This is a genomic window from Nocardioides cremeus (assembly GCF_030518195.1).
Classification (GTDB): domain Bacteria; phylum Actinomycetota; class Actinomycetes; order Propionibacteriales; family Nocardioidaceae; genus Nocardioides; species Nocardioides cremeus.
The window spans coordinates 12,492-35,309 of record NZ_JAULSC010000018.1 but is presented as its reverse complement, the minus strand read 5'-3'; the positions used below and the strand labels follow the sequence as shown (position 1 = coordinate 35,309).

The following is a 22,818-nucleotide window of genomic DNA, read 5'->3' as shown; positions in this document are numbered from 1 at the left end:
GGCGGGCACCCGGGCCCCGCGAGGTCCTCAGCCGGCGCAGGCCGCGAACGGCAGCGCCCGGCGCAGCGTGAGGGCGGCGGCACGGGGCGGCGAGACGACCTCGTAGCCCAGCCGGCCGTTGGAGGGGTCGGCCGCACCGCCGGTGAACACCTCCGAGAAGGAGTCGTCGCCCGCTGCGGTCTCGATGCGGTCGAAGAGGTCGCTGCGACCGTCGCCCAGGCGGGCGGTGGCGAGCACGCTGCCGAAGGAGACGGTGTAGGCCTCGAGCTCGTCGAGGGTGTCGGGCCCCTGCTCGTCGACACACCCCAGCTCGAGGTACGTCGAGGTGGCGGGGCCGTCCACCAGCGGGTCGACCAGGTCGCCACCCCAGGGCTCCTCGACCTGCTCGGCCACGCCCGAGAGCACGAGGCTCTCCTCGGCCAGCACCGTGGCCCCGCGCAGCGGGCCGACGCCCGCATCGACGGCTCGTCGCAGCACGGCGGGATCGATGATCGCGGCCCACGACTGGACGAAGCCGACCTCGCGACCGGCGTCGTCGAAGAGTCGTGCCTCCCACCGCACGTCCTCCTGGCCGATGGAGAAGTCGCGCTGCAGCCGCTCCTGCACCGGGCGCAGCAGCCCGTCGGCGAGCAGCACCGTCTCGGTCTCGGCCCGGCGCCAGAAGTCGGCCCGCTCGCCGGCGTCCAGCTCGCTGGCCAGGTCGACGACCCCCAGCTGCAGGGCCACCTGCTCGTAGTCGGTGACCGTGACGCGGGCGACGTCGGCGGGCACGTAGTCGAGCACGACCCGCGCCGCCGGCGGGCGCTGCTGCTCGACCGCCGGGGTAGCCAGCGGCACCGCCGGCTCGTTCGCGTCGGGCGCCTCGATCGGGCTGCTGCAGCCGCTCAGCGCCACGAGGGCAGCAGCGAGCGCCAGGACCGGTCGAGAGAGCACGGCGCAGAGTCTGCCACCGCCCGTCCCGACCCACGCGCGGATCCCCTGAATGCGACCCGGCCCACGAGCCGGCGCCAGCTCCTCTACCTCGGCGCGGTGACCGCGCGGGCGGTGGCGGCCACCGCCGGGTCCACCTCCTGCAGGTGGTGGGTGCGCACACCCGGTCCCCCGGCCAGGTGCTCGAGGACGTCGAGAGTCGGGCTGTGTGCTGGCGGCGGGGAGACCCGGTCGTCACCGTCGCGCCACCCGAGGGCGTGCAGCAGCAGGGTGACCTCGCCGCGCCACTGCCCGGCCGGTACGCCGCTGCCGGCCACGGCCAGGGCCATCCAGCCGGCCTGCCGGTCCGCGTCGCTGGTGCCGAGCGGGAGCCGGCTCACCACGTGGCACCGGAGAGCCTGGGGGTCCGCGCCCAGGCGTCGAGCGGCAGCCGTCGGCGAGAGCCGGCCCTTGCGCAGGCTGACCAGGCCCAGGGCCCGGGCGGCGGTGCGGACGTGGGCGACGGGGAAGGTCAGGTCCTCCCGGTTCGCCCGGCCGAACCACCACTCGCTCACCCCCAGCCGGTCCGCCAGCTGCTCGACCACCGCCGGCGGCAGGTAGCCGGCCGCGGTCAGCATCACGCCGTCACCGATGACGTCGAGGAAGGTGCGGTAGGTTCCGGTGAGCCGTGCCGCCTGCTCGTCGCCGACGTCGGTGGGACCGTGCGACAGCGGCCGGGCCAGCACCTCCCTGAGCTGGTGGGAGCCGTGACGCTCGAGCTCCTCGACCAGCGATGCCAGCTCGCCGGTGACGGCGGCCGGCTCGGCTGCCGCCGCGGCGAGCGCGAGGTCCACCCGTGCCGGGTCGAAGGCGTCGGGGTCCCAGTCGTCGGGCAGCCAGGAGTGCGCGTGGGCGGGCCCGTCAAAGGCTGCGGGCAGGTGTGCCGCGTCGTACCCGCTGCGCACCCAGGCCGCCAGCTCCTGGTAGCCGCCGATCCCGCCGCAGTCCTCGGGCGGGCAGGCCATCCGCCCGCCCGTGCAGCGCGGCGCCGCGGGCGGTTCGTCGAGCACCGCCTCGACGACCAGCCGGTGCTCCCAGCCGTCGCCGAAGTCGTACTCGTACCAGAGCTGGTCGCCCTGCTGCGCGACCAGCTGGTCGAGACGCACGCCGTCCTCGAGCGTGCCCTCCTCGCCCTCCTCGACGTCGAAGCTGGTGACGAACCCGGGCGCGCGTGGGTCGCTGCCGGTGCGGAACCGGTGCAGGTGGCAGTCGTACCACCCCATCGCGGACTGGATGACGCCGTGCAGCGCGGGCAGGTCGAGGTCGCCCGGCAGCTCGAGCCGGCGCCAGACCGGCGGCTCGGCCCCGCTCAGGTCCAGGCGCACCCGGAACCCGCGGACCTCGGCGGGGACCGGCAGCAGCCTCGGGGCCTCGACGGCCTGCAGCTTCTCGAGCAGGCTGCTCACCCGGCCGTCCAAGAGGCCCTCGAGGAGCGCCCGGCTCTCAGCGGACCCGGGGTCGGCCATCAGCTGTTCGACGAGGCGCTGGGCATCGGGCGGTGTCGTCACGACACCCAGTCAAGCACCCGGGAGGGACGCAGCGGTGGTGGAGCCTAGGGGACTCGAACCCCTAACCCCCTGCTTGCAAAGCAGGTGCGCTACCAATTGCGCCAAGGCCCCTGGAACGGGTCGGGCTCAGCCCTTCGCGACCGGGTCGGTCGCCTCGGCCCACAGAGCCTGCTCGGCCTGCGACTCGTCGTACTTCTTCTTCGCCGCGAGGGCGCCACCGGCGGCGAGCAGGAGCATCAGGATCTTCTTCACGACGAGCCTCCCGGCACGGATCGGATCACGCTGGTGGGACGTGGGTGGTGGTGGGCCTAACAGGACTTGAACCTGTGACCTCTTCCTTATCAGGGAAGCGCTCTAACCGTCTGAGCTATAGGCCCCACACCGGCAGCAGCCGGCGGGATCGGCACGGGTCAGGGACCCGGACGACCGAGAGGGGAGACTACCCGACGCCCTCGCGCGCGGACAAAACGCGGTGCGGGCGAGGGCCGGGTGGCCTCAGTTGTCCTCGGCGAGGGTGACCTCGATGCCGCCGAGCAGCGCGGCGGCCATGTTGTAGAGGAACGCGCCCAGCGTCGCGATCGCGGTCAGCAGCACCACGTCGACGGCCGCGATCAGCATCGTGAAGCCGATGACCCGCGAGGTGCCGATGTAGTTCTCGACGTCGAAGTCGGAGGCGCTCTCCTGGCCCACGACGTCGGTCACGGTGCGGTTGATCGACTCCCACACCCCGGCGCCGTCGAGCACGGTCCACACCATCAGCACGGAGACCACCGTGACGATGCCGAAGGCCACCGAGAGCAGGAAGGCCGTCTTCATCACCGACCAGGGGTCGACCCGGGTCAGCCGCAGCCGGGCCCGGCGTGGGCCGCGGGGCGTGCCCTTCGAGCCCGAGGGTGCTGCGGGCTTGGCGCTGCCGGCGCTGGCGGCCTGCTTCTTGGCCTCCCGGTTCGCCTTGTGCTCCTCGGCCGCCTTGGTGACGCGCCCCTGGATCCGCTCGGTGATCGGCGCGCGCGCCGCGGTGTCGTCGGACGAGGGGCCCGACGACCCCTTTGCCCCCGTCGCACCCTTCGATTCCGAGGAACCCTTCGAGCCCGGCCCCGGGGCCGGCTTCTTGGCGGGCTTGGAGGCGCCCTGGGAGACCGGCTTCGACCCGGAGGTCGAGCGGGACTCGGTGGATCGCTCGGTCATCAGCTCTCATCCTCGGTGTCGTCGGCAGGCACGTCCTCGGTGCTCTGCCCCACCGGGTCGGACGCGTCGTCGGCATCGATTGTTGCACCCGTGGTCGAGTCGTCCGCGATCTCGACCGGCTGGGCACCGTCCTCGACGCCGTCCTCGGCCCCGTCGTCGGCCCCCTCGTCGACACCGTCCTCGGCGTCGACCTTGGCCTCCACGGAGCGAGCCACGACCACCACGGAGTCGTTCTTCTTGGGCGTCACGAACTTCACGCCCATCGCCGAGCGACCGGTGGGCCGGAACTCCGCGTTGACGGGGCTGCGCACCACCTGGCCGGAGGCGGTGATCGAGAGGACCTCGTCGCCCTCCTCCACGATGAAGGCGCCGACCAGGCCGCCGCGGTCCTCGTTGGCCAGGCCCATCGCCTTGACCCCCAGGCCGCCGCGGTTGGTGAGCCGGTAGTCGTTGATGCGGGTCCGCTTGGCGTAGCCGCCGTCGGTGATGGTGAAGACGTACTGCGCCTTGACCTCGGCGGGCTCGACCGGCTCGACCAGCCCGGCCGAGGCCGGGTCGACGTCGGGGGTGTCCTCGTTGGTCTCGCTGAGCCCGGCGGCGACCTCGGCGGCGATCTGGGAGGCCCGGATCACCGACATCGACAGCAGCGAGTCGCCCTCGCGGAACTTCATGCCGGAGACGCCGGAGGTGGCCCGGCCCATCGGGCGCAGCTGGGCGTCGTCGGCACGGAAGCGCACTGCCTGTCCCTTGCGCGAGACCAGCAGGATGTCGTCGTCGGGCCCGACCAGCTCGGCGCCGATCAGCTCGTCGTCGTCCTCGCGGAAGTTGATGGCGATGACGCCGGCCTGGCGCGGGGAGTTGTAGTCGCCCAGGCGGGTCTTCTTCACCAGGCCGCTGCGGGTGCCGAGCACGAGGTACGGCGCCTGGTCGTAGTCGCGGATCGCCAGCACCTGCGCGATCGACTCGTCGGGCTGGAAGGACAGCAGCCCGGCCACGTGGCCGCCCTTGGCGTCGCGCGAGGCCTCGGGCAGGTTGTAGGCCTTGGTGCGGTAGACCCGCCCGGCCGTGGTGAAGAACAGCAGCCAGTGGTGGTTGGTGGTGGCGATGAAGTGCTCGACGACGTCGTCGCCGCGCAGGGTCGCGCCGCGCACGCCCTTGCCGCCACGCTTCTGCAGCCGGTACTGGTGGCGCAGGGTGCGCTTGGCGTAGCCGCCGCGGGTGATGGAGACGACCAGCTCCTCGTCGGGGATCAGGTCCTCCATCGAGAGGTCGCCGTCGGCGGCGATGATCTGCGAGCGCCGGTCGTCGCCGTACTTCTCCTCGATCTCGCCGAGCTCGTCGGAGATGATCTGACGCTGGCGGGCCTCGTTGGCCAGGATGTCCTCGAGGTCGGCGATGATCAGCTCGAGCTCGGCCAGGCGGTCCATGATCTTCTGGCGCTCCAGCGCCGCGAGGCGCCGCAGCTGCATGGCCAGGATCGCCTCGGCCTGCACGTCGTCGATGTCGAGCAGCTCGATCAGCCCGGTGCGGGCCTCGTCGGCGTCGGGCGAGCGACGGATCAGCGCGATGACCTCGTCGAGGGCGTCGAGCGCCTTGACCAGGCCGCGGTAGACGTGGGCGTTGCGCTCGGCCTCGGCGAGGCGGAAGCGGGTGCGTCGCTGGATGACGTCGATCTGGTGGGCGACCCAGTTGCTGATGAACGCATCGATCGACAGGGTGCGCGGCACGCCGTCGACCAGCGCCAGCATGTTGGCGCTGAAGTTGCTCTGCAGCTCGGTGTGCTTGAGCAGGTTGTTGAGCACGACCCGGGCCACGGCGTCGCGGCGCAGCACGACCACGAGGCGCTGGCCGGTGCGGTCGGAGGTGTCGTCGCGCACGTCGGAGATGCCCTGCACCTTGCCCGAGTCGGCGAGCTCGGCGATCTTGAGCGCCAGGTTGTCGGGGTTGACCATGTAGGGCAGCTCGGTGATCACCAGGCAGGTGCGCCCGTTGGTGTCCTCGTCGACCTGGATGACCGCGCGCTGGGTGATCGAGCCGCGGCCGGTGCGGTAGGCCTGCTCGATGCCCTCGCGACCCACGATGGTCGCGCCGTTGGGGAAGTCGGGGCCCTTGATCCGCTCGAGCAGCGCGTCGAGCAGCTCCTCCTTGGAGGCCTCGGGGTTGTCCAGGGCCCAGCGGGCGCCGGCCGCGACCTCGCGCAGGTTGTGCGGCGGGATGTTGGTGGCCATGCCGACCGCGATGCCGGCGGATCCGTTGACCAGCAGGTTGGGGAAGCGCGCCGGCAGCACCACGGGCTCGGAGGAGCGGCCGTCGTAGTTGGGCTGGAAGTCGACGGTGTCCTGCTCGATGTCGCGCACCATCTCGAGCGCGAGCGGGGCCATCCGGCACTCGGTGTACCGCATGGCCGCGGCCGAGTCGTTGCCCGGTGAGCCGAAGTTGCCCTGGCCGTTGACCAGCGGGGCCCGCATCACCCACGGCTGCGCCAGGCGCACCAGGGTGTCGTAGATCGCGGTGTCGCCGTGCGGGTGGTACTGACCCATCACGTCACCCACGACGCGGCTGCACTTGGAGAAGCCGCGGTCGGGCCGGTAGCCGCCGTCGAACATCGCGTAGAGCACGCGGCGGTGCACGGGCTTGAGCCCGTCGCGCACGTCGGGCAGGGCGCGCCCGACGATGACGGCCATCGCGTAGTCGATGTAGGCGCGCTGCATGGAGGTCTGCAGCTCGACCGGCTCGATGCGGCCGCCCGGGCCGGGAACGATCGGGCCGCCGCCGTCGGTGGGGGTCTCAGTCACGTCTCTGTGTCTCTCTCGTCGCTTCTACGAATGTCTAAGATCTGGACTAGAAACCTAGATATCGAGGAATCGGACGTCCTTGGCGTTGCGCTGGATGAAGGAGCGGCGCTGCTCGACGTCCTCGCCCATCAGGATCGAGAAGATCTCGTCGGCGTGCGCGGCGTCGTCGAGCGTGACCTGCAGCATCAGCCGCTGGTCGGGGTTCATCGTGGTCTCCCACAGCTCCTTGGCGTTCATCTCGCCCAGACCCTTGTAGCGCTGGACCGCGTTCTCCTTGGGCAGCTTCTTGCCCTGGGCCTGGCCCTCGAGCAGCAGCGCGTCGCGCTCGGCGTCGGAGAAGACGAACTCGTGCTCGGCCGGCTTGTTCCAGCGCAGCCGGTAGAGCGGCGGCTGGGCCATGTAGACGTAGCCGTGCTCGATCAGCGGACGCATGAACCGGAACAGCAGCGTCAGCAGCAAGGTGTTGATGTGGTGGCCGTCGACGTCGGCGTCGGCCATCAGCACGACCTTGTGGTAGCGCAGCTTGTCGCCGTCGAACTCCTCCTGGATGCCGGTGCCCAGGGCGGAGATGATCGACTGGACCTCGGTGTTGCCGAGCACCTTGTCGATGCGCGCCTTCTCGACGTTGAGGATCTTGCCGCGGATCGGGAGGATCGCCTGGATGCGCGGGTCGCGGCCCTGGCGGGCCGAGCCGCCGGCCGAGTCGCCCTCGACGATGAAGACCTCGCACTCGGCGGGGTTGGTCGACTGGCAGTCCGACAGCTTGCCGGGCAGGCCGCCGCCGCCGAGCAGGCCCTTGCGCGAGCGGGCCAGGTCGCGCGCCTTGCGCGCAGCCACCCGCGCCTGCGCCGCGGCCTGGGCCTTGCGGATGATCTCGCGGCCCTCCTGCGGGTTCTGCTCCAGCCAGGCGCCGAGCTGGTCGTTGACGACGCGCTGCACGAAGCCCTTGGCCTCGGTGTTGCCGAGCTTGGTCTTGGTCTGGCCCTCGAACTGCGGCTCGCCGAGCTTGAGCGAGATGATCGCGGTCAGGCCCTCGCGGATGTCGTCACCGGTGATCCGGTCCTCCTGCTTCTTCATCAACCCCCAGTCGAAGCCGGCGTTGTTCATCAGCGAGGTGAGCGCGGAGCGGAAGCCCTCCTCGTGGGTGCCGCCCTCGTGGGTGTTGATGGTGTTGGCGAAGGTGTGCACCGACTCGGCGTACGAGGTGTTCCACTGCATCGCCACCTCGAGGCTCATGTGGTTCTCGACCGACTCGGGGGTGTCGGCCTCGAACGAGATGACCGAGGGGTTGGCGACGGTCTTGGTGCGGTTGAGGTGCTCGACGAAGTCGACGAGGCCGCGGTCGTAGCGGAAGACCTGCTCGGAGCCGCCCTCGGCGCCGCGCTGCATCGCGTCGGGGCCGCTGCGGTCGACGTCGTCGCCGACCGTGTCGTCCTCGACCGCGTCCATCACCGCGTCGGCGGCCGGGCGCTCGTCGCGCACGACGATCTCGAGGCCCTTGTTGAGGAAGGCGTACTCCCGCACCCGCGAGGTGATCGTCTCGAGCGAGTGCGTGATCGTCTCGAAGATGTCGGGCGAGGGGTAGTAGGTGATCGTGGTGCCGGTGCCCTCGTCGTCGCGCAGCGGGCGCACCTGCTCGAGGTCGCCGTCGGGCACGCCGATGGTGAAGGACTGGCGCCACAGGTGGCCGCGGTTCTTGACCTCGGCCACGACGTGCGAGGACAACGCGTTGACGACCGAGACGCCGACGCCGTGCAGTCCGCCGGAGACCTTGTAGCCGCCGCCGCCGAACTTGCCGCCCGCGTGCAGCACGGTCAGGGCGAGCGTGAGCGCCGGCAGCTCCTGGCCGGGCGCGGTGTCGGTGGGGATGCCGCGGCCGTTGTCCTCGACCCGCACGCCGCCGTCGTTGAGCAGCGTCAGCACGATCCGGTCGCAGTAGCCGGCCAGCGACTCGTCGACCGCGTTGTCGACGATCTCCCAGATCAGGTGGTGCAGGCCGCGCTCGCCGGTGGAGCCGATGTACATGCCGGGGCGCTTGCGGACGGCCTCGAGGCCCTCGAGCACCTGGATCGCCGAGGCGTCGTAGTCGACGCCGTTGGGGCGCAGGTCGGCCGGTGCGGCCGGGGCTGCGGCGGGAGGTGCGGGAGGCGCCGGGGGGGTCGCCGTGGGGTCCTGCAGGTCGTCCGGGGTCGGGGTCTCGTCGGACACGTCCACCTCTTCGTTGCAGGCTCGTGTGACGAGCCAGGACATGGGTCGGGTCGCCAGAGGCGACCCGGGGGCCATGCTACCGCTCTGCGGGCCCCAGGACACGCTTCGTCCCCAGGTGTCAGGTCTCGCGACGCCGAAAAGACTCCGTCACGGCCGCAGGGAGGTGTCTGGGAGCGCCTCCCAGGGGTGTCGACGGGTACGGGTACCACCGAGAGGGCCCCAGATCGCCTGTGCGGGAGCTGCCCCCGCGGCGCGACGACGGGCCCGGCTCAGCCGTAGGTGTCGCGCGGGCCCCTCCCGTCGCGCACCGAGCGCGGGCCCTTGCGCCAGGTGGGCAGGTGCGGGCCGAGCACCTCGATCACGATCACCGTGCCGTGGCCCAGCTCCTCGTTGAGGCGGCGTACGAGGGAGGGCGCCAGCAGCCGCAGCTGGGTGGCCCAGGCGGTGGAGTCGGTGCGCACCACCAGCCGGCCGTCGGCGAACGACTCGGGCGTGCAGTGCCCGGCCACCTCGGCGCCCACCATCTCCACCCAGCGCCCGAAGACGCCGTGGACCCGCAGGTCGAGCTCCCAGCCGTGGTCGGCCACCAGCCGGCCCAGGGTCGCGTCGAGGGTCTGCGGGTCGCGGTCGTCCGGGTGCGAACCGGAGCCCTTGTTGCCGGAGGTGTCTCCCCCCGCGCGTCGCGGCTTGCGGCGTCGCGCCGGGGACCCGCCCGCGCCCGCGGTGGCCCGGGCGATGCGGCGGGCCAGGTCGAGCCCGTCGGCCCGGTGCTCCTGCTCCTCGGTGGGCTGCCCGGGCGGCTCCTGCTCCTCACCCGGTGAACCCTCCGGGGCCTCAGGGCTCACGACGCACCTCTCCGCCGCCCACGAGGTAGCGCACCCCGGCCAACGCCTTCGGCACGTCGGCGGCCACCGCCGCGGTCACCAGCACCTGCTCGGCGCCGGCCACCAGGTCGGCGAGCTGCTCGCGGCGCTCGGTGTCGAGCTCGGCGAAGACGTCGTCGAGGATCAGGATCGGGTCGTCGCCGTCGTCGCGCAGCAGGTCGTACGACGCCAGTCGCAGCGCCAGCGCGAAGGACCAGGACTCGCCGTGGGAGGCGTAGCCCTTCACCGGCAGCCGAGGCGGGGCCTGCGGCTCGTCGTCAGGGCCGGCACCGGGGCCCGCACCGGCGCCCGCGCCGTGGCCCAGGCTGAGCAGCAGGTCGTCGCGGTGCGGACCCACCAGCGAGACGCCGCGGTCGAGCTCGTCGCCGCGCCGGCGCTCCACCTCGGCCAGCAGCGCCGCGGCGAGCTCACCGGCCGACCGGGCACCGTCGATCTCCAGGCTGGGGCGGTACTCCAGCTCGGCGTCGTCGCGGCCGGCGCCGCGCGCCACGCTCTGGTAGGCGCGGGCCAGGTAGGGCCGCAGCGCGTCGACGAGGGCGATGCGCTCGGCGAGCAGCTCGCCCCCGACCCGGGTCAGGTGGTCGTCCCACACCGACAAGGTGGCCAGCGCCCCCTCCTGCGAGGAGGATCCGCGCCGCGCCTGGCCCGCGGTCTTGAGCAGCGAGTTGCGCTGGCGCAGCACCCGGTCGTAGTCGGCGCGCACCCCCGCCAGCCGGGGGGCGCGCAGCACCAGCAGGTCGTCGAGGAAGCGCCGCCGGTCGGACGGGTCGCCCTTGACCAGGACGAGGTCCTCGGGCGAGAAGACGACCGTGCGCACCAGCCCGATGATCTCGCGGGCCCGCGGCAGCGGGGAGCGGTTGACCCGGGCCCGGTTGCTGCGCCCGGGGTTCAGCTCGACCTCGAGCACCGCCGTACGCCCGTCGCGGACCACCGCGGCGCGCACCACCGCCTGGTCCGCGCCCGCCCGCACCAGCGGTGCGTCGGAGGCCACCCGGTGCGAGGAGAGCCGCGAGAGGTAGTCGATGGCCTCCACCAGGTTGGTCTTGCCCTGGCCGTTGCGGCCGATGAACGCCGTGGCACCCGGCTCCAGCGCCACCTCGGCCGAGGCGTAGGAGCGGAAGTCGTGCAGGGTCAGGTGCGAGACGTGCACGTCATGCCAGGTCGGGTTCCGGGCCGGGCTCGCCGCCGGACTTCTCCACGCCCTTGACCGCGTGGCCACCGAACTGGTTGCGCATGGCGGCCACCGCCTTCATGGCCGGGGAGTCGTCCTGGCGCGAGACGAAGCGCGCGTAGAGCGCCGCGGTGATGGCCGGGGTGGCCACAGCGTTCTCGATGCCGGCCTCGACGGTCCAGCGGCCCTCGCCCGAGTCGTCGGCGTAGCCCGCGATGGAGGCCAGGCCCGGGTCGTCGTCGAGGGCGCCGACCAGCAGGTCGAGCAGCCACGAGCGGATCACGGTGCCCTCCCGCCAGGAGCGGAAGACCTCGGTGGTGTTGTCGACGACGTCGACGGCCTGCAGCAGCTCCCAGCCCTCGGCGTAGGACTGCATCACGGCGTACTCGATGCCGTTGTGCACCATCTTGGAGAAGTGCCCGGCGCCGACCTTGCCGGCGTGCACCGCCCCGAAGTCGCCCTCGGGCTTGAGCGCGTCGAAGATCGGCTGGGCGGTCTTGACGTCCTCGGCGCTGCCGCCGTACATCAGCGCGTAGCCGTTCTCGAGGCCCCAGACCCCGCCGGAGACGCCGCAGTCGACGAAGCCGATGCCCTTCTCGCCGAGCTGGGCGGCGTGCGCCTGGTCGTCGGTCCAGCGCGAGTTGCCGCCGTCGATCACCAGGTCGCCCTCGCCGAGCAGCTCGCCCAGCGCGTCGACGGTGTCCTGGGTGACCTTGCCGGAGGGGACCATCACCCACACGACCTTGGGCGAGGGCAGCGCCTCGACCATCGCCTCGAGGCTGTCGACGTCGCGTCGCTCGGGATCGAGGTCGAAGCCGACGACGGTGTGGCCGGCGTTGCGCAGACGGGTGCGCATGTTGCCGCCCATCTTGCCGAGTCCGACGAGTCCGATGTCCATGGTGCGCTCCTTGCTGTGGGGCCGGTCTGCGGGTGGTCGGTCTGCGTGGTGCGCGGGCCTACGAGAGCAGGCGTCGCGGCATCAGCAGGTAGCGGAAGCCGGGGTCGGTGTCTCCCTCGGCGGGCGAGCCGCTGATCACCACGGGCTTGGAGGCCTGGGTGAAGGCCAGCTCGACGACCGACTCGTCGATCGCGGTCAGGCCGTCGAGCAGGAACTGGGGGTTGAACCCGGTGGTCAGGGCCTCGCCGTCGACGTCGGCCTCGATCGACTCGGAGGCCTGCGCCTCGTCGCCGGAGCCGGCGTCGAGGGTCAGCACGCCCTCGCTGAAGGCGAGCTGGACCGCGGTGTTGCGCTCGGCGACCAGCGAGACGCGCTTGACCGACTCGATCAGCGCCGCCTTGTCGACCTTCGCCACCGTCAGGTGCTCGCTGGGGAAGAGGCTGCGGACCTTGGGGAACTCGCCGTCGAGCAGCCGCGTCGTCGTACGACGGATCCCGCCGCCGGCCGCGCCCTCGAAGCCGATGATGCCCTCGCCCGAGCCGCTGGCGGCCAGGGCGATCGTGACCTCGCTGCCGGCGGTCAGCGACTTGGCGGTGTCGCCGAGCACCTTGGCCGGCACCAGCGCGGCCATCGACTCGTCGGGTGTGCGCGGGTCCCAGCCGAGCTCGCGCTGGGAGAGCCGGAAGCGGTCGGTGGCCAGCAGCGAGATCGACGAGCCGTCGATCTCGATGCGCACGCCGGTGAGCACCGGGAGCATGTCGTCGCGACCGGCCGCGGTGACGGCCTGAGCGACGGCGTGGGCGAACACGTCGCTCTGCACGGTGCCGGTCGCGGCCGGCATCTCGGGCAGGGACGGGTAGTCCTCGACCGGCATCGTCTGCAGGCTGAACCGCGCGGATCCGCAGGTGAGCGAGACCCGGGCCCCGTCGAGCACCATCTCGACCGGCTTGGCGGGCAGGCTGCGGCAGATGTCGGCCAGGAGGCGGCCGCTGACGAGCGCCCGGCCCTCGTCGGAGACCTCCGCGGGCAGGGTGGCGCGCGCCGAGGTCTCGTAGTCGAAGGTCGACAGGACCAGGCCCTGGTCGGTGGCTTCGACCAGCAGACCGGCGAGCACGGGCACGCTGGGTCGGACCGGGAGGCTGCGGGCTGCCCACGCGACGGCGTCGGCGAGCACGTCACGTTCGACGCGGAACTTCACGGTGGGGAGTCCTTCTTCGAGGCGGGCGCGGTCAGCGGGCGGTGGGAGACGAATCCTGCCACGAGGGCGGCGCCGTCGGGAGGCCCGGGGCGTTTTCCCCAGGGAGGGGGCCTGGGAGGAGTTGACGGGTCTCGTGACCTTGATGGAGGTCCGTAGGAGTCATAGCAACGGTGGAATCTGTGGAGGAGATGGATAGGTGCAGGTCAGCACGCTCGATCGTCGTGCACAGGGGGTGTGGAGGAGGATCCGGACGAGCGGCGTCGGCGTGTGCACCCGGGAGTCGTCGTGCCGGCCCCGGTGCTGCGGTTCCACAGATCCTCCCCGTGTAGTTCGTACCCCCGGACGTGGTTCCTCCACAGGCACCGACGCCGGCACGGGGTCGGGGATCAGCCCTGGCGGGCCTGCAGCTTGACCCGGTTGGTGAGCTCGCTGACCTGGTTGAAGACCGCGCGGCGCTCGGCGAGCAGCTGGTTGATCTTGCGGTCGGCGTACATCACGGTCGTGTGGTCACGGTTGCCGAACTGCGCGCCGATCTTGGGCAGCGACAGCTCGGTCAGCTCGCGGCACAGGTACATCGCGATCTGGCGGGCCATCACCAGGTGCCGCCCGCGGCTGGGGCCGGTGAGCTCGTCGATGGCCAGCCCGAAGTAGGCGGCCGTCTGGGCGATGATCAGCCCGGCGGTGATCTCGGGCTCGCCGCCCTCGGGGATCAGGTCCTTGAGCACGATCTCGGCCAGGGTCATGTCGACCTCCTGGCGGTTGAGGTTCGCGAAGGCCGTGACCCGGATCAGCGCGCCCTCCAGCTCACGGATGTTGGTCTGGATCTTGGAGGCGATGAACTCGAGCACGTCGGGCGGCGCGGTGAGCCGGTCCATCGCGGCCTTCTTGCGCAGGATGGCGATGCGGGTCTCGAGGTCGGGGGGCTGGACGTCGGTGATCAGGCCCCACTCGAAGCGGTTGCGCAGCCGGTCCTCGAGGGCCTCGAGGCGCTTGGGCGGCCGGTCGGAGGTCAGCACGATCTGCTTGTTGGCGTTGTGCAGCGTGTTGAAGGTGTGGAAGAACTCCTCCTGGGTCTGGGTCTTGCCCTCCAGGAACTGGATGTCGTCGATGAGCAGCACGTCGACGTCGCGGTAGCGGCGCTTGAAGCGGTCCTGCCGGTCGTCGCGGATCGCGTTGATGAACTCGTTGGTGAACTCCTCGCTCGACACGTAGCGCACCTTGGCGCCGTTGTAGAGCGAGCGGACGTAGTGCCCGATGGCGTGCAGCAGGTGGGTCTTGCCCAGCCCGGAGTCGCCGTAGACGAGCAGCGGGTTGTAGGCCTTGCCCGGTGCCTCGGCCACGGCCACCGCGGCGGCGTGGGGGAAGCGGTTGGAGGAGCCGATGACGAACGTCTCGAACGTGTACTTGGGGTTGAGGCGCGTCTCGAGGGCGCTGGCCGCCGGTGCGGGGGCGCCCCGCTCGTCGGGGACCTGCTGCCGCGGGACCTCGACGGGCTCCGCCGGCACCGGGGGCGACATGTCGACATATCGACCTTGATCACCGACGGCCTCGGGCCCGGGCTCGGCGGCGACGCTCTCGTCGAGCTCGGGGTTCACCGTCACCGCGATCCGGATCTCGCGCCCGAAGCGCACCGTGAGGGCGTCCTCCAGCTGGCCGCGCAGCCGGCCCTCGAGCTGGTTGCGAGTGAAGTCGTTGGGCACGGCCACGATCGCGGTGTTGCCGTGCAGGGTCACCGGCTCGCTGGCACGCAGCCAGGCCCGCTGGTTGGGCTGCAGGTCCGCGAGCACGCTGGCCCACGCGTTCCCGAGCTCCGAGCTGCTGTCCTCCACGAGTGGATCTCCTGCCTGGTCCGTTCTGGGGGCCACCTCGATCCACAGGCTTTTCCACAGGCTGTGAGCGGGGCGTTCGGGGCGGTGCTGCCCCGGGCTGCGGTTAGCGCGCTCACGCTGCGCCGAGATGCATCGCTGCAGGTCAGCGCTCTTGCGAGCGGGTGACAGGGGGGCCGGCGAGGGTGTTTCCCGGGCCCGGCTCCCGTCGGTCGAGAGGCTCCTCGACGTCCTCGAACCTAACCCCCGGCCACGGGGACCAGCAAGACGTTGTCCACAGGTTTGCGGGGTTGGTGCACAGGCCGACGGCGAGGGTTTGACCCTGGTCTCGTCGCGCGCGTACCGTTGGCCGGTCACTCGATGTCGACTGGTGCCGCATGTCCACGCCGAACCCCGCACCCGCGGGGCCTGCGTCGTGGGTGGGCGGTGCCAGCCGAAGGGCGACACCGACCGTGCGTCCGCGCACGGGCACAACCTGCGCCGCAGGCGGGGAGACCCCTTCGTCCTGGCCGGGTCGACACTGCACAGACGTCCAGCGAAAGAGAACATCAGCCGTGAGCAAGCGTACGTACCAGCCGAACAACCGCCGCCGCCACAAGGTGCACGGCTTCCGCCTGCGCATGCGCACCCGTGCCGGCCGCGCGATCCTCAACCAGCGGCGCCGCAAGGGCCGCAAGAGCATCTCGGTCTGAGCGACGGCCCCCTCGGCCGTTGCTCCCCGCCGCCCACCGTCTGCGTGACGGCTCGGAATTCCGAGCCGCCTCACGCGGCGGTCGGCGCGCCGGGTCACGGACGCTGGTGACGCACCTGCTGGTCGGAGACGACGACAGCGGGCTGCGCATCGGCTTCGTGGTGAGCAAGGCCGTGGGCAACGCCGTGGCCCGCAACCGCGTGAAGCGCCGCCTGCGACACCTGGCCCGGGAGCACGTCTCGACGCTCCCGGGCTCTGCTGTGCTCGTGGTCCGGGCACTTCCGGCCGCTGCCACGGCGTCGTACGCCGACCTGGGGGCCGACCTCGACCGCTGCCTGCGCCGGGTGCAGCCGTGAAGCACGTGCTGGTCGCGCTGCTGCGGCTCTACCGCGCCGTGGTGAGCCCGATCTACGGCCAGGTCTGCCGCTACCACCCCTCGTGCTCGGCGTACGCCCTCGAGGCCGTGCAGGTGCATGGCAGTCTGAGGGGCACGTGGCTGGCCACCCGGCGCGTCGGCCGCTGCCACCCCTGGGCGGCCGGGGGCTACGACCCGGTGCCGCCCGCGCGGGGCTCCTCACCACCGGGTGAGGAACCTCCCGCACGCAGCAGCCCCGCACCCTCTCCGCACTCGACCCAGCAAGGAGCCTGATCGGTGGGCATCATCGGCGACATCTTCGGCTTCATCGCGACGCCGCTCTACTACGCCATCTCGGGCATCCTGATCGGCTGGCACAAGCTGTTCGAGATGCTCGGTCTCGACCCCGCCGGCGGCATGTCGTGGGTGCTCTCCATCGTGGGACTGACCCTGGTCATCCGCGCGCTGCTGATCCCGCTGTTCGTCAAGCAGATCAAGGCCAGCCGCAACATGCAGCTGATCCAGCCCAAGGTCAAGGAGCTGCAGAAGAAGTACGGCCACGACCGGGAGCGTCTCGCCCAGGAGACGATGAAGCTCTACAAGGACTCGGGCACCAACCCGTTCGCGTCCTGCCTGCCGCTGCTGCTGCAGATGCCGATCTTCTTCACCCTCTTCCGGCTGCTCGACCAGGCGGCCAAGAAGCAGACCGCGCACGGCTTCCTGACCGAGGACCTCGCCCGACAGTTCGGCGAGGCCAAGATCTTCGGGCAGATCCCGATCGCCGACAGCTTCTGGCAGGCCGGCATCTGGCGTGAGGGCGGTGGCGACCCGGGCGTGATGTTCCTGGCGCTGGTCCTGGTGCTGGCGATGACCGCCACCACGTTCTTCACCCAGCGCCAGCTGATGAGCAAGAACATGCCGGCCGACGCGCTGTCCGGCCCCTACGCCCAGCAGCAGAAGCTGCTGCTCTACGTGCTCCCCGTCGCCTTCGGCCTCGGTGGCGTTGCCTTCCCGATCGGCGTGCTCCTCTACTGGACCACCTCCAACCTGTGGACGATGGGCCAGCAGTTCTACGTGATCCGCAACAACCCCGCGCCCGGGACGCCGGCCTTCGAGGCCAAGCAGCAGCGCGACCAGGCCAAGGCGGTCAAGCACGGTGACGTCGTCACCGTCGACGAGCCGGCCGCTCCCCCGACCCCGCGCCGCCCCGCGCAGCGCCAGCAGCCCAAGAAGCAGACCCGGCAGCAGCGCCGGCAGGCCGGCAACCCCAAGCCGGACTCGACCAACGGAGGTTCCTCGTGACCCAGGACGTGACCCAGGACGTGACCCAGGACGTGACCCCCGACCAGGAGCAGGCCGACGCGCCCGCCGCCGGGGAGAGCGACAGCTCGCGCGTCGAGCGCCTCGAGAACGAGGGCGACATCGCGGCCGACTACCTCGAGGAGCTCCTCGACATCGCCGACCTCGACGGCGACCTCGACATGGACGTCGAGGGCGACCGGGCAGCCGTGTCGATCGTCGGCGCCGACCTGTCCCAGCTGGTGGGCTCGCGGGGCGAGGTCCTCGACGCCCTGCAGGAGCTGACCCGCCTGGCGGTCTACCGCGAGACCGGTGAGCGCTCGCGGCTGATGCTCGACATCTCCGGGTTCCGGGCCGACAAGCGCACCCAGCTCGAGGCGCTCGCGGCCGAGAAGTGCGCCGAGGTCCGTGAGTCCGGTCGCCGGGTCGACCTCGACCCGATGAGCCCGTTCGAGCGCAAGGTGGTGCACGACGCCGTCGCCGCGGCCGGGCTGGCCTCGGAGTCCGAGGGCGTCGAGCCGCGTCGCTACGTGGTGATCCTCCCTGAGTGAGGACCGGCCCCCGGGCCCCGTTTCACGTGAAACACCCCCCGTGCCCGAGGCGGCCCGGGGGGTGTTCCCGTCCGAGCGGCTGCCGCTGGTCGAGCGGTACGCCGCCCTGCTCGCCGGCGCCGGCGTCGAGCGTGGCCTCATCGGGCCCCGCGAGGTGCCTCGACTCTGGGACCGGCACGTGCTGAACAGCGCGGTGCTCTCGGAGTGGGTGCCGCAGGCTGTCAGCGTGTGCGACATCGGCTCGGGCGCAGGCCTGCCCGGGCTGGTGCTGGCGCTGGCCCGGCCCGACGTTCAGGTGACGCTGGTCGAGCCGCTGCTGCGGCGCACGACGTTCCTCGACGAGGTCGTCGACGAGCTCGGCCTGGTCGAGCAGGTGGAGGTGGTCCGGGCGCGCGCCGAGGAGGTGCACGGCCGTCGGCGCTTCGACGTGGTGACCTCGCGGGCCGTGGCTCCCCTGGAGCGGCTCCTGGGCTGGTCGATGCCGTTGGTCGCCCCCGAGGGGGCGCTGCTGGCGATGAAGGGCTCCTCCGTGACCGAGGAGGTCGAGCGCTCCCGGAGCGACCTGGCAGCCTGGCGGTGCGCGGCACCTGAGATCGGGCGTCTGGGTGAGTCGGTGCTCGAGGAGGCGACATGGGTGCTGCGAGTGGCTTGGGCCGACCCCTCGTCGGTATCGTGGCCGCCGCAGCGTCCCGACGCCGCTGCGGCGGGTCGCAAGACCAGCGCATCTAGGCGTGGGCGTCGTCAACAGCGGCCCCGGGGTCGCAGGTGAACCGGTGGCCGTCGCGTAGCGCCAGCGCGTCACCGCGTTGACCGGGGGTGTTTGTCCCCAAAGTTATCCACCGGTGAAATGCCCGGTCTGAGCGTGATCGTCCCCAGTTTCAACAGCTTATCCACAGGAGAACCGATGGCCGCCCCCGAGGATGTTTCACGTGAAACCGGAGACCGTGGCACTGATGTTCCACGTGAAACAGGGATGGCCCCGGTGACGCCGTACAAGGTCCGGACCGCGGCGGACCTGGCCGAGCAGCCCGAGGGTCTCGGGGACGAGGCCACTCCCCTGGCCCGGGCCGCCGAGCACAGCCTCTCGGTGCGTCTCCGGTCGCGGTCCCTCCCCCCGGCCCCCCGACCGGACGCCACGCGCATCTTCGTCGTGGCCAACCAGAAGGGCGGCGTGGGCAAGACCACCACCACCGTCAACGTGGCCGCAGCGCTCGCCCAGCTGGGCCAGCGCGTCCTGGTCATCGACCTGGACCCGCAGGGCAACGCCTCCACCGCACTCAACGTCGACCACCACCGCGGCGTGCCCAGCACCTACGACGCGCTGGTCGACGGCGTGCCGCTGGTGGACGTGATCAGCCCCTGCCCCGAGGTGGACAACCTCTGGGTGGTCCCGGCGACCATCGACCTGGCAGGCGCCGAGATCGAGCTCGTCAGCGTGGTCGCCCGGGAGGGGCGGCTGCGCAAGGCCATCCACGGTCACCCCGGCGTCGGTACGGCTGCCGAGGCCGGCGAGGACCGCTACGACTACGTGATCGTCGACTGCCCCCCGTCGCTGGGCCTGCTCACGCTGAACGCGCTGGTCGCGGGTGAGGAGATGATGATCCCGATCCAGGCGGAGTACTACGCGCTGGAGGGCCTGGGACAGCTGCTCGAGACCGTCGACATGGTGCGCGCGCACCTCAACCCGACGCTCGCGGTCTCCACGATCCTGGTCACCATGTACGACGGCCGCACCCGGCTCGCCGCCGGCGTCGCGGAGGAGGTGCGGGAGCACTTCGGGGAGCAGGTGCTGCGCACCGCGATCCCCCGCTCTGTCCGCGTCTCCGAGGCGCCGTCGTACGCGCAGACCGTGATGACCTACGATCCCGGTTCGCCGGGCGCGCTCTCCTACCTGGAGGCGGCACGCGAGATCACCAGTCGAGGAGTCCGCTCGTGAACGCACCCCGTCCCGCCACCCGTCGCGGCCTCGGTCGCGGGCTGGGCTCGCTGATCCCCACCTCCCCCGCTGCCGCGCCGTCCGCTCCCGGCGAGCAGCCCAGCGGCACGGACGGCTCCGGTACGAGCGTCTCGGCGCCCGGCGGTGCTCACGAGGACCACGACTCCGGGCAGGCCGACCACGCCAGACAGGTCAGCCACGCCGAGGACGCGGGGTCGACGGATCCGTCGCTGGCGCCGGTGCACGGCGCCTGGTTCAGCGAGATCCCGGTCGGCCAGATCGTGCCCAACCGCGTGCAGCCGCGTCAGGTCTTCGACGAGGACGCGATGGCCGAGCTGGTGCACTCGATCCGGGAGGTGGGCCTGCTCCAGCCGATCGTGGTCCGGCGCGCCGCGCCCGACAGCTTCGAGCTGGTGATGGGGGAGCGCCGGTGGCGGGCTGCCCAGCAGGCCGGTCTGCAGGCCATCCCAGCCATCGTGCGGGAGACCGACGACACCGACATGCTGCGCGACGCGCTGCTGGAGAACCTGCACCGCTCCGAGCTGAACCCGCTGGAGGAGGCATCGGCGTACGCGCAGCTTCTGGAGGACTTCGGCTGCACGCACGACGAGCTGGCCCAGCGGATTGGCCGGTCCCGGCCGCAGATCTCCAACACGCTGCGGCTGCTGCGGCTCAGCCCCGCGGTCCAGCGGCGCGTGGCGGCCGGCGTGCTGTCGGCGGGTCACGCGCGCAGCCTGCTGGCCGTCGACGACGCCGAGCTGCAGGACCGGCTGGCCCAGCGCGTGGTCTCTGAGGGGATCAGCGTGCGCGGGCTCGAGGAGATCGTGGCCGTGGGCGACCACGGCCGCCCCGGACCGCGCACCCGGCGCTCGAAGCCGGCTGCTCCCGGCCTCGGCGACATCGCCGAGCGGCTCTCTGACCGCCTGGAGACCCGTGTGAAGGTCGACATGGGACGCAGCAAGGGCAAGATCAGCGTCGAGTTCGCCACCCTGGAGGACCTCCAGCGCATCATCGACGTGATCGACCCCCGCAACCGCAAGGACCGGCCGATCTAACCACACGTCGATCAGCCGACAAACCGACATGTCGCTTTGTCGACAAAGTGACTGGGAACAGGTTCAGCGGCCGGCCGACAAAGCTCCCGCCGGGCCGATGAAGCTTCATCGGCCACCCGCCAGGTTCATCGGCCGGCCGATAAAACTCGCGGGCGCCGGTTCAGCCCTGGGCGCGCTTGGCGGCCCGCTTGGCAGCCCGTGCGCGCTTCTCCTCGGCGTCGAGTCGAGCTGCCTCCTCGGGCGTGGGGGCCGAGCCGCCGTGCCGCGCCGGCACCCACCAGGAGCCCGGGGGCTGCTCGTCGGCCGGGTAGGCGGCGATGGCGTCGTCGAGCATCGAAGACATCCGGTCCCGCAGCTGGGCGGTCTGGCCCACGGGGTCGCTGCCGTCGGGGTGCATCGGCTCGCCGACGCTCAACGAGATCGTCTTGCCCCGGGAGAAGTCGCGCGGGTGGTCCTTGGTCATCATCCGCTGGGTGCCCCAGAGGATGACCGGCACGATCGGGACCCCGGCCTCGGCGGCGATCCGCACCGCACCGGTCTTGAACTCCTTGAGGTCCATCGAGCGCGAGATGGTCGCCTCGGGGAAGATCCCCACGGCCTCGCCCTGCTGCAGGAAGTCCACCGCGGTGCGGAAGGAGGCCAGACCCTCGCCGCGGTCGACCTCGATGTGGTGCAGCGAGCGCATCAGCGGCCCGCCCAGCGGGTGGTCGAAGATCTCGCGCTTCGCCATGAAGCGCACCAGGCGCCCCGAGGGGTTCGCGGCCAGCCCGCCGTAGACGAAGTCGACGTACCCGATGTGGTTGCAGGCGATGAGCACCCCACCCTCGCGGGGCACGTGCTCGGTGCCCGTCATGGTGATGCGCTGGCCCAGCAGCCGGAATCCGGTCTTGGCGGCGAGGATGATCGGGGGATAGGTCAGGTCCAGCACAGGGGTGATCCTGCCACGTGTGCGGGCGCCGGCCCGACGTTGCTCAGCTGACGTCGGTGCCGGGCGCGTCGTAGCCGGCGGGCAGGCCGCGTTCGGGCAGCGTCGCCCCGAAGGTCGCGCGCAGCTCGATCTCGGCCTCGAGCACGCCGGCCAGGCGCCGCACTCCCTCGCGGATCCGCTCCGGGGTGGGGTAGCAGAACGACAGGCGCATGGCGCTGGAGCCGAACCCGTCGGCGTAGAAGGCCGTGCCGGGCACGTAGGCCACCCGCGCCGTGACGGCTCGGGGCAGCATCGCCTTGGCGTCGATGCCCGGGGGCAGGCCCAGCCAGACGTAGAAGCCGCCCTCGGGGACGTTCCACGTGCAACCGGCCGGCATCAGGTCGTCGAGCGCGGAGACCATCGCGTCGCGGCGCTCGCGGTACATCTCGCGGAACTCCTTGATCTGGCCCACCCAGTCGTGGCTGGCCAGGTACGCCGACACGGCCATCTGCGAGAACTGCGGGGGGCACAGGGTCGCCGACTCCTGGGCCAGCACGAGCTTCTCGCGCACCGGGTGCGGCGCCAGCGCCCAGCCGACCCGGAACCCGGGGGCGAAGGTCTTGGAGAACGAGCCCAGGTAGATCACGGTGTCGGCCTCGTCGGCGCGCAGCGCCCGCAGCGGCTCCCGCTCGAAGCCCAGCAGCCCGTAGGGGTTGTCCTCGAGGATCAGCACGCCCTCCTCGCGGCAGATCTCGAGCACCTCGGTGCGCCGCTGCGCCGACATGGTCACGCCGGCGGGGTTGTGGAAGTTCGGGATCGTGTAGAGGAACTTGATCGTCTTGCCCGCCGCCTTGACCGAGGCGATGGCCTGGCGCAGCGCCTCGGGCACCAGCCCGTGGGCGTCCATCTCGGCGTGCACGACCTCGGCCTGGTAGGCGCGGAAGACGCCCAGCGCGCCGACGTACGACGGTGCCTCGCAGATGACCACGTCGCCGGGGTCGCAGAAGACCCGGGTGACCAGGTCGACGGCCTGCTGGGAGCCGACCGTGACCACGACGTCGTCGGGGTGGGCCTCGATGCCCTCGAGGCGCATCACGTCGGTGATCTGCTCGCGCAGCTCGGGCACGCCCTGGCCCGAGCCGTACTGCATCGCCACGGTGCCGTGCTGCTCGACGAGCTCACCGATGGCACCACCCACCACGTCGAGCGGCAGCCCCGAGATGTTGGGCATCCCACCGGCGAGCGAGACGACCTCGGGTCGCGAGGCGACGGCGAAGAGGGCGCGGATCTCGGAGGCGGTCATGCCGGCCGTCCGCGCGGCGTAGAGGTCGACGAAGGAGTCGAGGCGGGTCTGCGAGCGCGCGGGTGAGGAATCCATG

Annotated in this window: 21 protein-coding genes and 2 tRNA genes; 8 read left to right on the top strand and 15 right to left on the bottom strand. The window is 71.7% G+C overall.

The genetic code is table 11. The features are described from left to right. Window positions 1-27: 27 nt before the first annotated feature. The 13 genes from QWJ41_RS15905 to dnaA form a co-directional block, all read right to left on the bottom strand. Window positions 28-933 carry a hypothetical protein gene (locus QWJ41_RS15905; RefSeq protein WP_302709377.1) on the bottom strand — a complete coding sequence of 302 codons (906 nt, stop codon included), beginning with the start codon at window positions 931-933 and terminating at the stop codon, window positions 28-30. Window positions 934-1,016: 83 nt separating this feature from the next. Continuing rightward, window positions 1,017-2,477, bottom strand: a complete 1,461-nt coding sequence (locus QWJ41_RS15900; protein WP_302709376.1) for a plasmid pRiA4b ORF-3 family protein — start codon at window positions 2,475-2,477, stop codon at window positions 1,017-1,019. A gap of 35 nt (window positions 2,478-2,512) precedes the next feature. Then, a tRNA-Ala gene (locus QWJ41_RS15895) sits at window positions 2,513-2,588 on the bottom strand. A 15-nt stretch (window positions 2,589-2,603) separates the two neighbouring features. Beyond that, window positions 2,604-2,729, bottom strand: a complete 126-nt coding sequence (locus QWJ41_RS15890) for a DLW-39 family protein (RefSeq protein WP_302709375.1) — start codon at window positions 2,727-2,729, stop codon at window positions 2,604-2,606. Between the two features lie 48 nt (window positions 2,730-2,777). After that, window positions 2,778-2,854, bottom strand: a tRNA-Ile gene (locus tag QWJ41_RS15885). Window positions 2,855-2,972: 118 nt separating this feature from the next. Further along, window positions 2,973-3,665: a DUF3566 domain-containing protein gene (locus QWJ41_RS15880; RefSeq protein ID WP_302709374.1), complete on the bottom strand. Its 693-nt coding sequence runs from the start codon at window positions 3,663-3,665 to the stop codon at window positions 2,973-2,975. Next, window positions 3,665-6,376 carry a DNA gyrase subunit A gene (gene gyrA / locus QWJ41_RS15875; protein ID WP_439117341.1) on the bottom strand — a complete coding sequence of 904 codons (2,712 nt, stop codon included), beginning with the start codon at window positions 6,374-6,376 and terminating at the stop codon, window positions 3,665-3,667. Before gyrA ends, QWJ41_RS15880 begins: the two co-directional genes overlap by 1 nt. A 138-nt stretch (window positions 6,377-6,514) precedes the next feature. Next, on the bottom strand, window positions 6,515-8,638 hold the full coding sequence (gene gyrB / locus QWJ41_RS15870; RefSeq protein WP_439117340.1) for a DNA topoisomerase (ATP-hydrolyzing) subunit B: 2,124 nt from the start codon (window positions 8,636-8,638) through the stop codon (window positions 6,515-6,517). Between the two features lie 299 nt (window positions 8,639-8,937). Next, the gene (locus QWJ41_RS15865) at window positions 8,938-9,513 is read right to left on the bottom strand and encodes a DciA family protein (protein WP_302709371.1); all 576 of its coding nucleotides are present in this window, start codon (window positions 9,511-9,513) and stop codon (window positions 8,938-8,940) included. Continuing rightward, window positions 9,503-10,702: a DNA replication/repair protein RecF gene (recF, locus tag QWJ41_RS15860; protein ID WP_302709370.1), complete on the bottom strand. Its 1,200-nt coding sequence runs from the start codon at window positions 10,700-10,702 to the stop codon at window positions 9,503-9,505. The genes QWJ41_RS15865 and recF overlap by 11 nt, the downstream gene beginning before the upstream one ends. A gap of 1 nt (window position 10,703) precedes the next feature. Further along, a complete protein-coding gene (gnd, locus tag QWJ41_RS15855) occupies window positions 10,704-11,621 on the bottom strand; it encodes a phosphogluconate dehydrogenase (NAD(+)-dependent, decarboxylating) (protein ID WP_302709369.1) in 918 nt (305 codons plus the stop codon). A 58-nt stretch (window positions 11,622-11,679) separates the two neighbouring features. Next, complete coding sequence (gene dnaN / locus QWJ41_RS15850) at window positions 11,680-12,819, bottom strand: DNA polymerase III subunit beta (RefSeq protein WP_302709368.1); 1,140 nt, start codon at window positions 12,817-12,819, stop codon at window positions 11,680-11,682. A gap of 386 nt (window positions 12,820-13,205) precedes the next feature. Continuing rightward, a complete protein-coding gene (gene dnaA / locus QWJ41_RS15845) occupies window positions 13,206-14,690 on the bottom strand; it encodes a chromosomal replication initiator protein DnaA (protein ID WP_439117339.1) in 1,485 nt (494 codons plus the stop codon). A gap of 509 nt (window positions 14,691-15,199) precedes the next feature. Between dnaA and rpmH the strand changes: the two genes are divergently transcribed. The 8 genes from rpmH (at window position 15,200) to QWJ41_RS15805 (ending at window position 20,532) form a co-directional block, all read left to right on the top strand. Further along, on the top strand, window positions 15,200-15,337 hold the full coding sequence (rpmH, locus tag QWJ41_RS15840) for a 50S ribosomal protein L34 (RefSeq protein WP_302709367.1): 138 nt from the start codon (window positions 15,200-15,202) through the stop codon (window positions 15,335-15,337). Window positions 15,338-15,356: 19 nt separating this feature from the next. Further along, the gene (rnpA, locus tag QWJ41_RS15835; protein ID WP_302709366.1) at window positions 15,357-15,692 is read left to right on the top strand and encodes a ribonuclease P protein component; all 336 of its coding nucleotides are present in this window, start codon (window positions 15,357-15,359) and stop codon (window positions 15,690-15,692) included. After that, entirely contained in the window at window positions 15,689-15,985 is a 297-nt protein-coding gene (gene yidD, locus QWJ41_RS15830) for a membrane protein insertion efficiency factor YidD (protein WP_302709365.1), read from the top strand. The genes rnpA and yidD overlap by 4 nt, the downstream gene beginning before the upstream one ends. 3 nt (window positions 15,986-15,988) lie before the next feature. Next, a complete protein-coding gene (gene yidC / locus QWJ41_RS15825; protein WP_302709364.1) occupies window positions 15,989-16,993 on the top strand; it encodes a membrane protein insertase YidC in 1,005 nt (334 codons plus the stop codon). Further along, window positions 16,990-17,541, top strand: coding sequence for a Jag family protein (locus QWJ41_RS15820; protein ID WP_439117338.1), 552 nt, complete (start codon window positions 16,990-16,992; stop codon window positions 17,539-17,541). Before yidC ends, QWJ41_RS15820 begins: the two co-directional genes overlap by 4 nt. Window positions 17,542-17,581: 40 nt before the next feature. Further along, window positions 17,582-18,310 (top strand): 16S rRNA (guanine(527)-N(7))-methyltransferase RsmG, encoded by a 729-nt coding sequence (gene rsmG, locus QWJ41_RS15815; RefSeq protein ID WP_302709363.1) that lies wholly within the window; start codon window positions 17,582-17,584, stop codon window positions 18,308-18,310. A gap of 204 nt (window positions 18,311-18,514) precedes the next feature. Continuing rightward, window positions 18,515-19,477: a ParA family protein gene (locus QWJ41_RS15810; RefSeq protein WP_439117337.1), complete on the top strand. Its 963-nt coding sequence runs from the start codon at window positions 18,515-18,517 to the stop codon at window positions 19,475-19,477. Continuing rightward, a complete protein-coding gene (locus QWJ41_RS15805; protein WP_302709361.1) occupies window positions 19,474-20,532 on the top strand; it encodes a ParB/RepB/Spo0J family partition protein in 1,059 nt (352 codons plus the stop codon). Before QWJ41_RS15810 ends, QWJ41_RS15805 begins: the two co-directional genes overlap by 4 nt. A 160-nt stretch (window positions 20,533-20,692) precedes the next feature. Here the strand turns inward: QWJ41_RS15805 and QWJ41_RS15800 are convergent, their stop codons facing one another. Then, entirely contained in the window at window positions 20,693-21,460 is a 768-nt protein-coding gene (locus tag QWJ41_RS15800) for a lysophospholipid acyltransferase family protein (protein WP_302709360.1), read from the bottom strand. Window positions 21,461-21,503: 43 nt separating this feature from the next. Further along, on the bottom strand, window positions 21,504-22,817 hold the full coding sequence (locus QWJ41_RS15795) for an aminotransferase-like domain-containing protein (RefSeq protein WP_302709359.1): 1,314 nt from the start codon (window positions 22,815-22,817) through the stop codon (window positions 21,504-21,506). Between the last annotated feature and the right edge of the window lies 1 nt (window position 22,818).

Bases quoted from the DNA above. Each gene is read 5' to 3' on its own strand.
- gnd (WP_302709369.1), bottom strand. From the start codon at position 11,621: ATGGACATCGGACTCGTCGGACTCGGCAAGATGGGCGGCAACATGCGC.
- QWJ41_RS15880 (WP_302709374.1), bottom strand. From the start codon at position 3,665: ATGACCGAGCGATCCACCGAGTCCCGCTCGACCTCCGGGTCGAAGCCG.
- QWJ41_RS15795 (WP_302709359.1), bottom strand. From the start codon at position 22,817: ATGGATTCCTCACCCGCGCGCTCGCAGACCCGCCTCGACTCCTTCGTC.
- gyrA (WP_439117341.1), bottom strand. From the start codon at position 6,376: ATGCAGCGCGCCTACATCGACTACGCGATGGCCGTCATCGTCGGGCGC.
- QWJ41_RS15810 (WP_439117337.1), top strand. From the start codon at position 18,515: ATGGCCCCGGTGACGCCGTACAAGGTCCGGACCGCGGCGGACCTGGCC.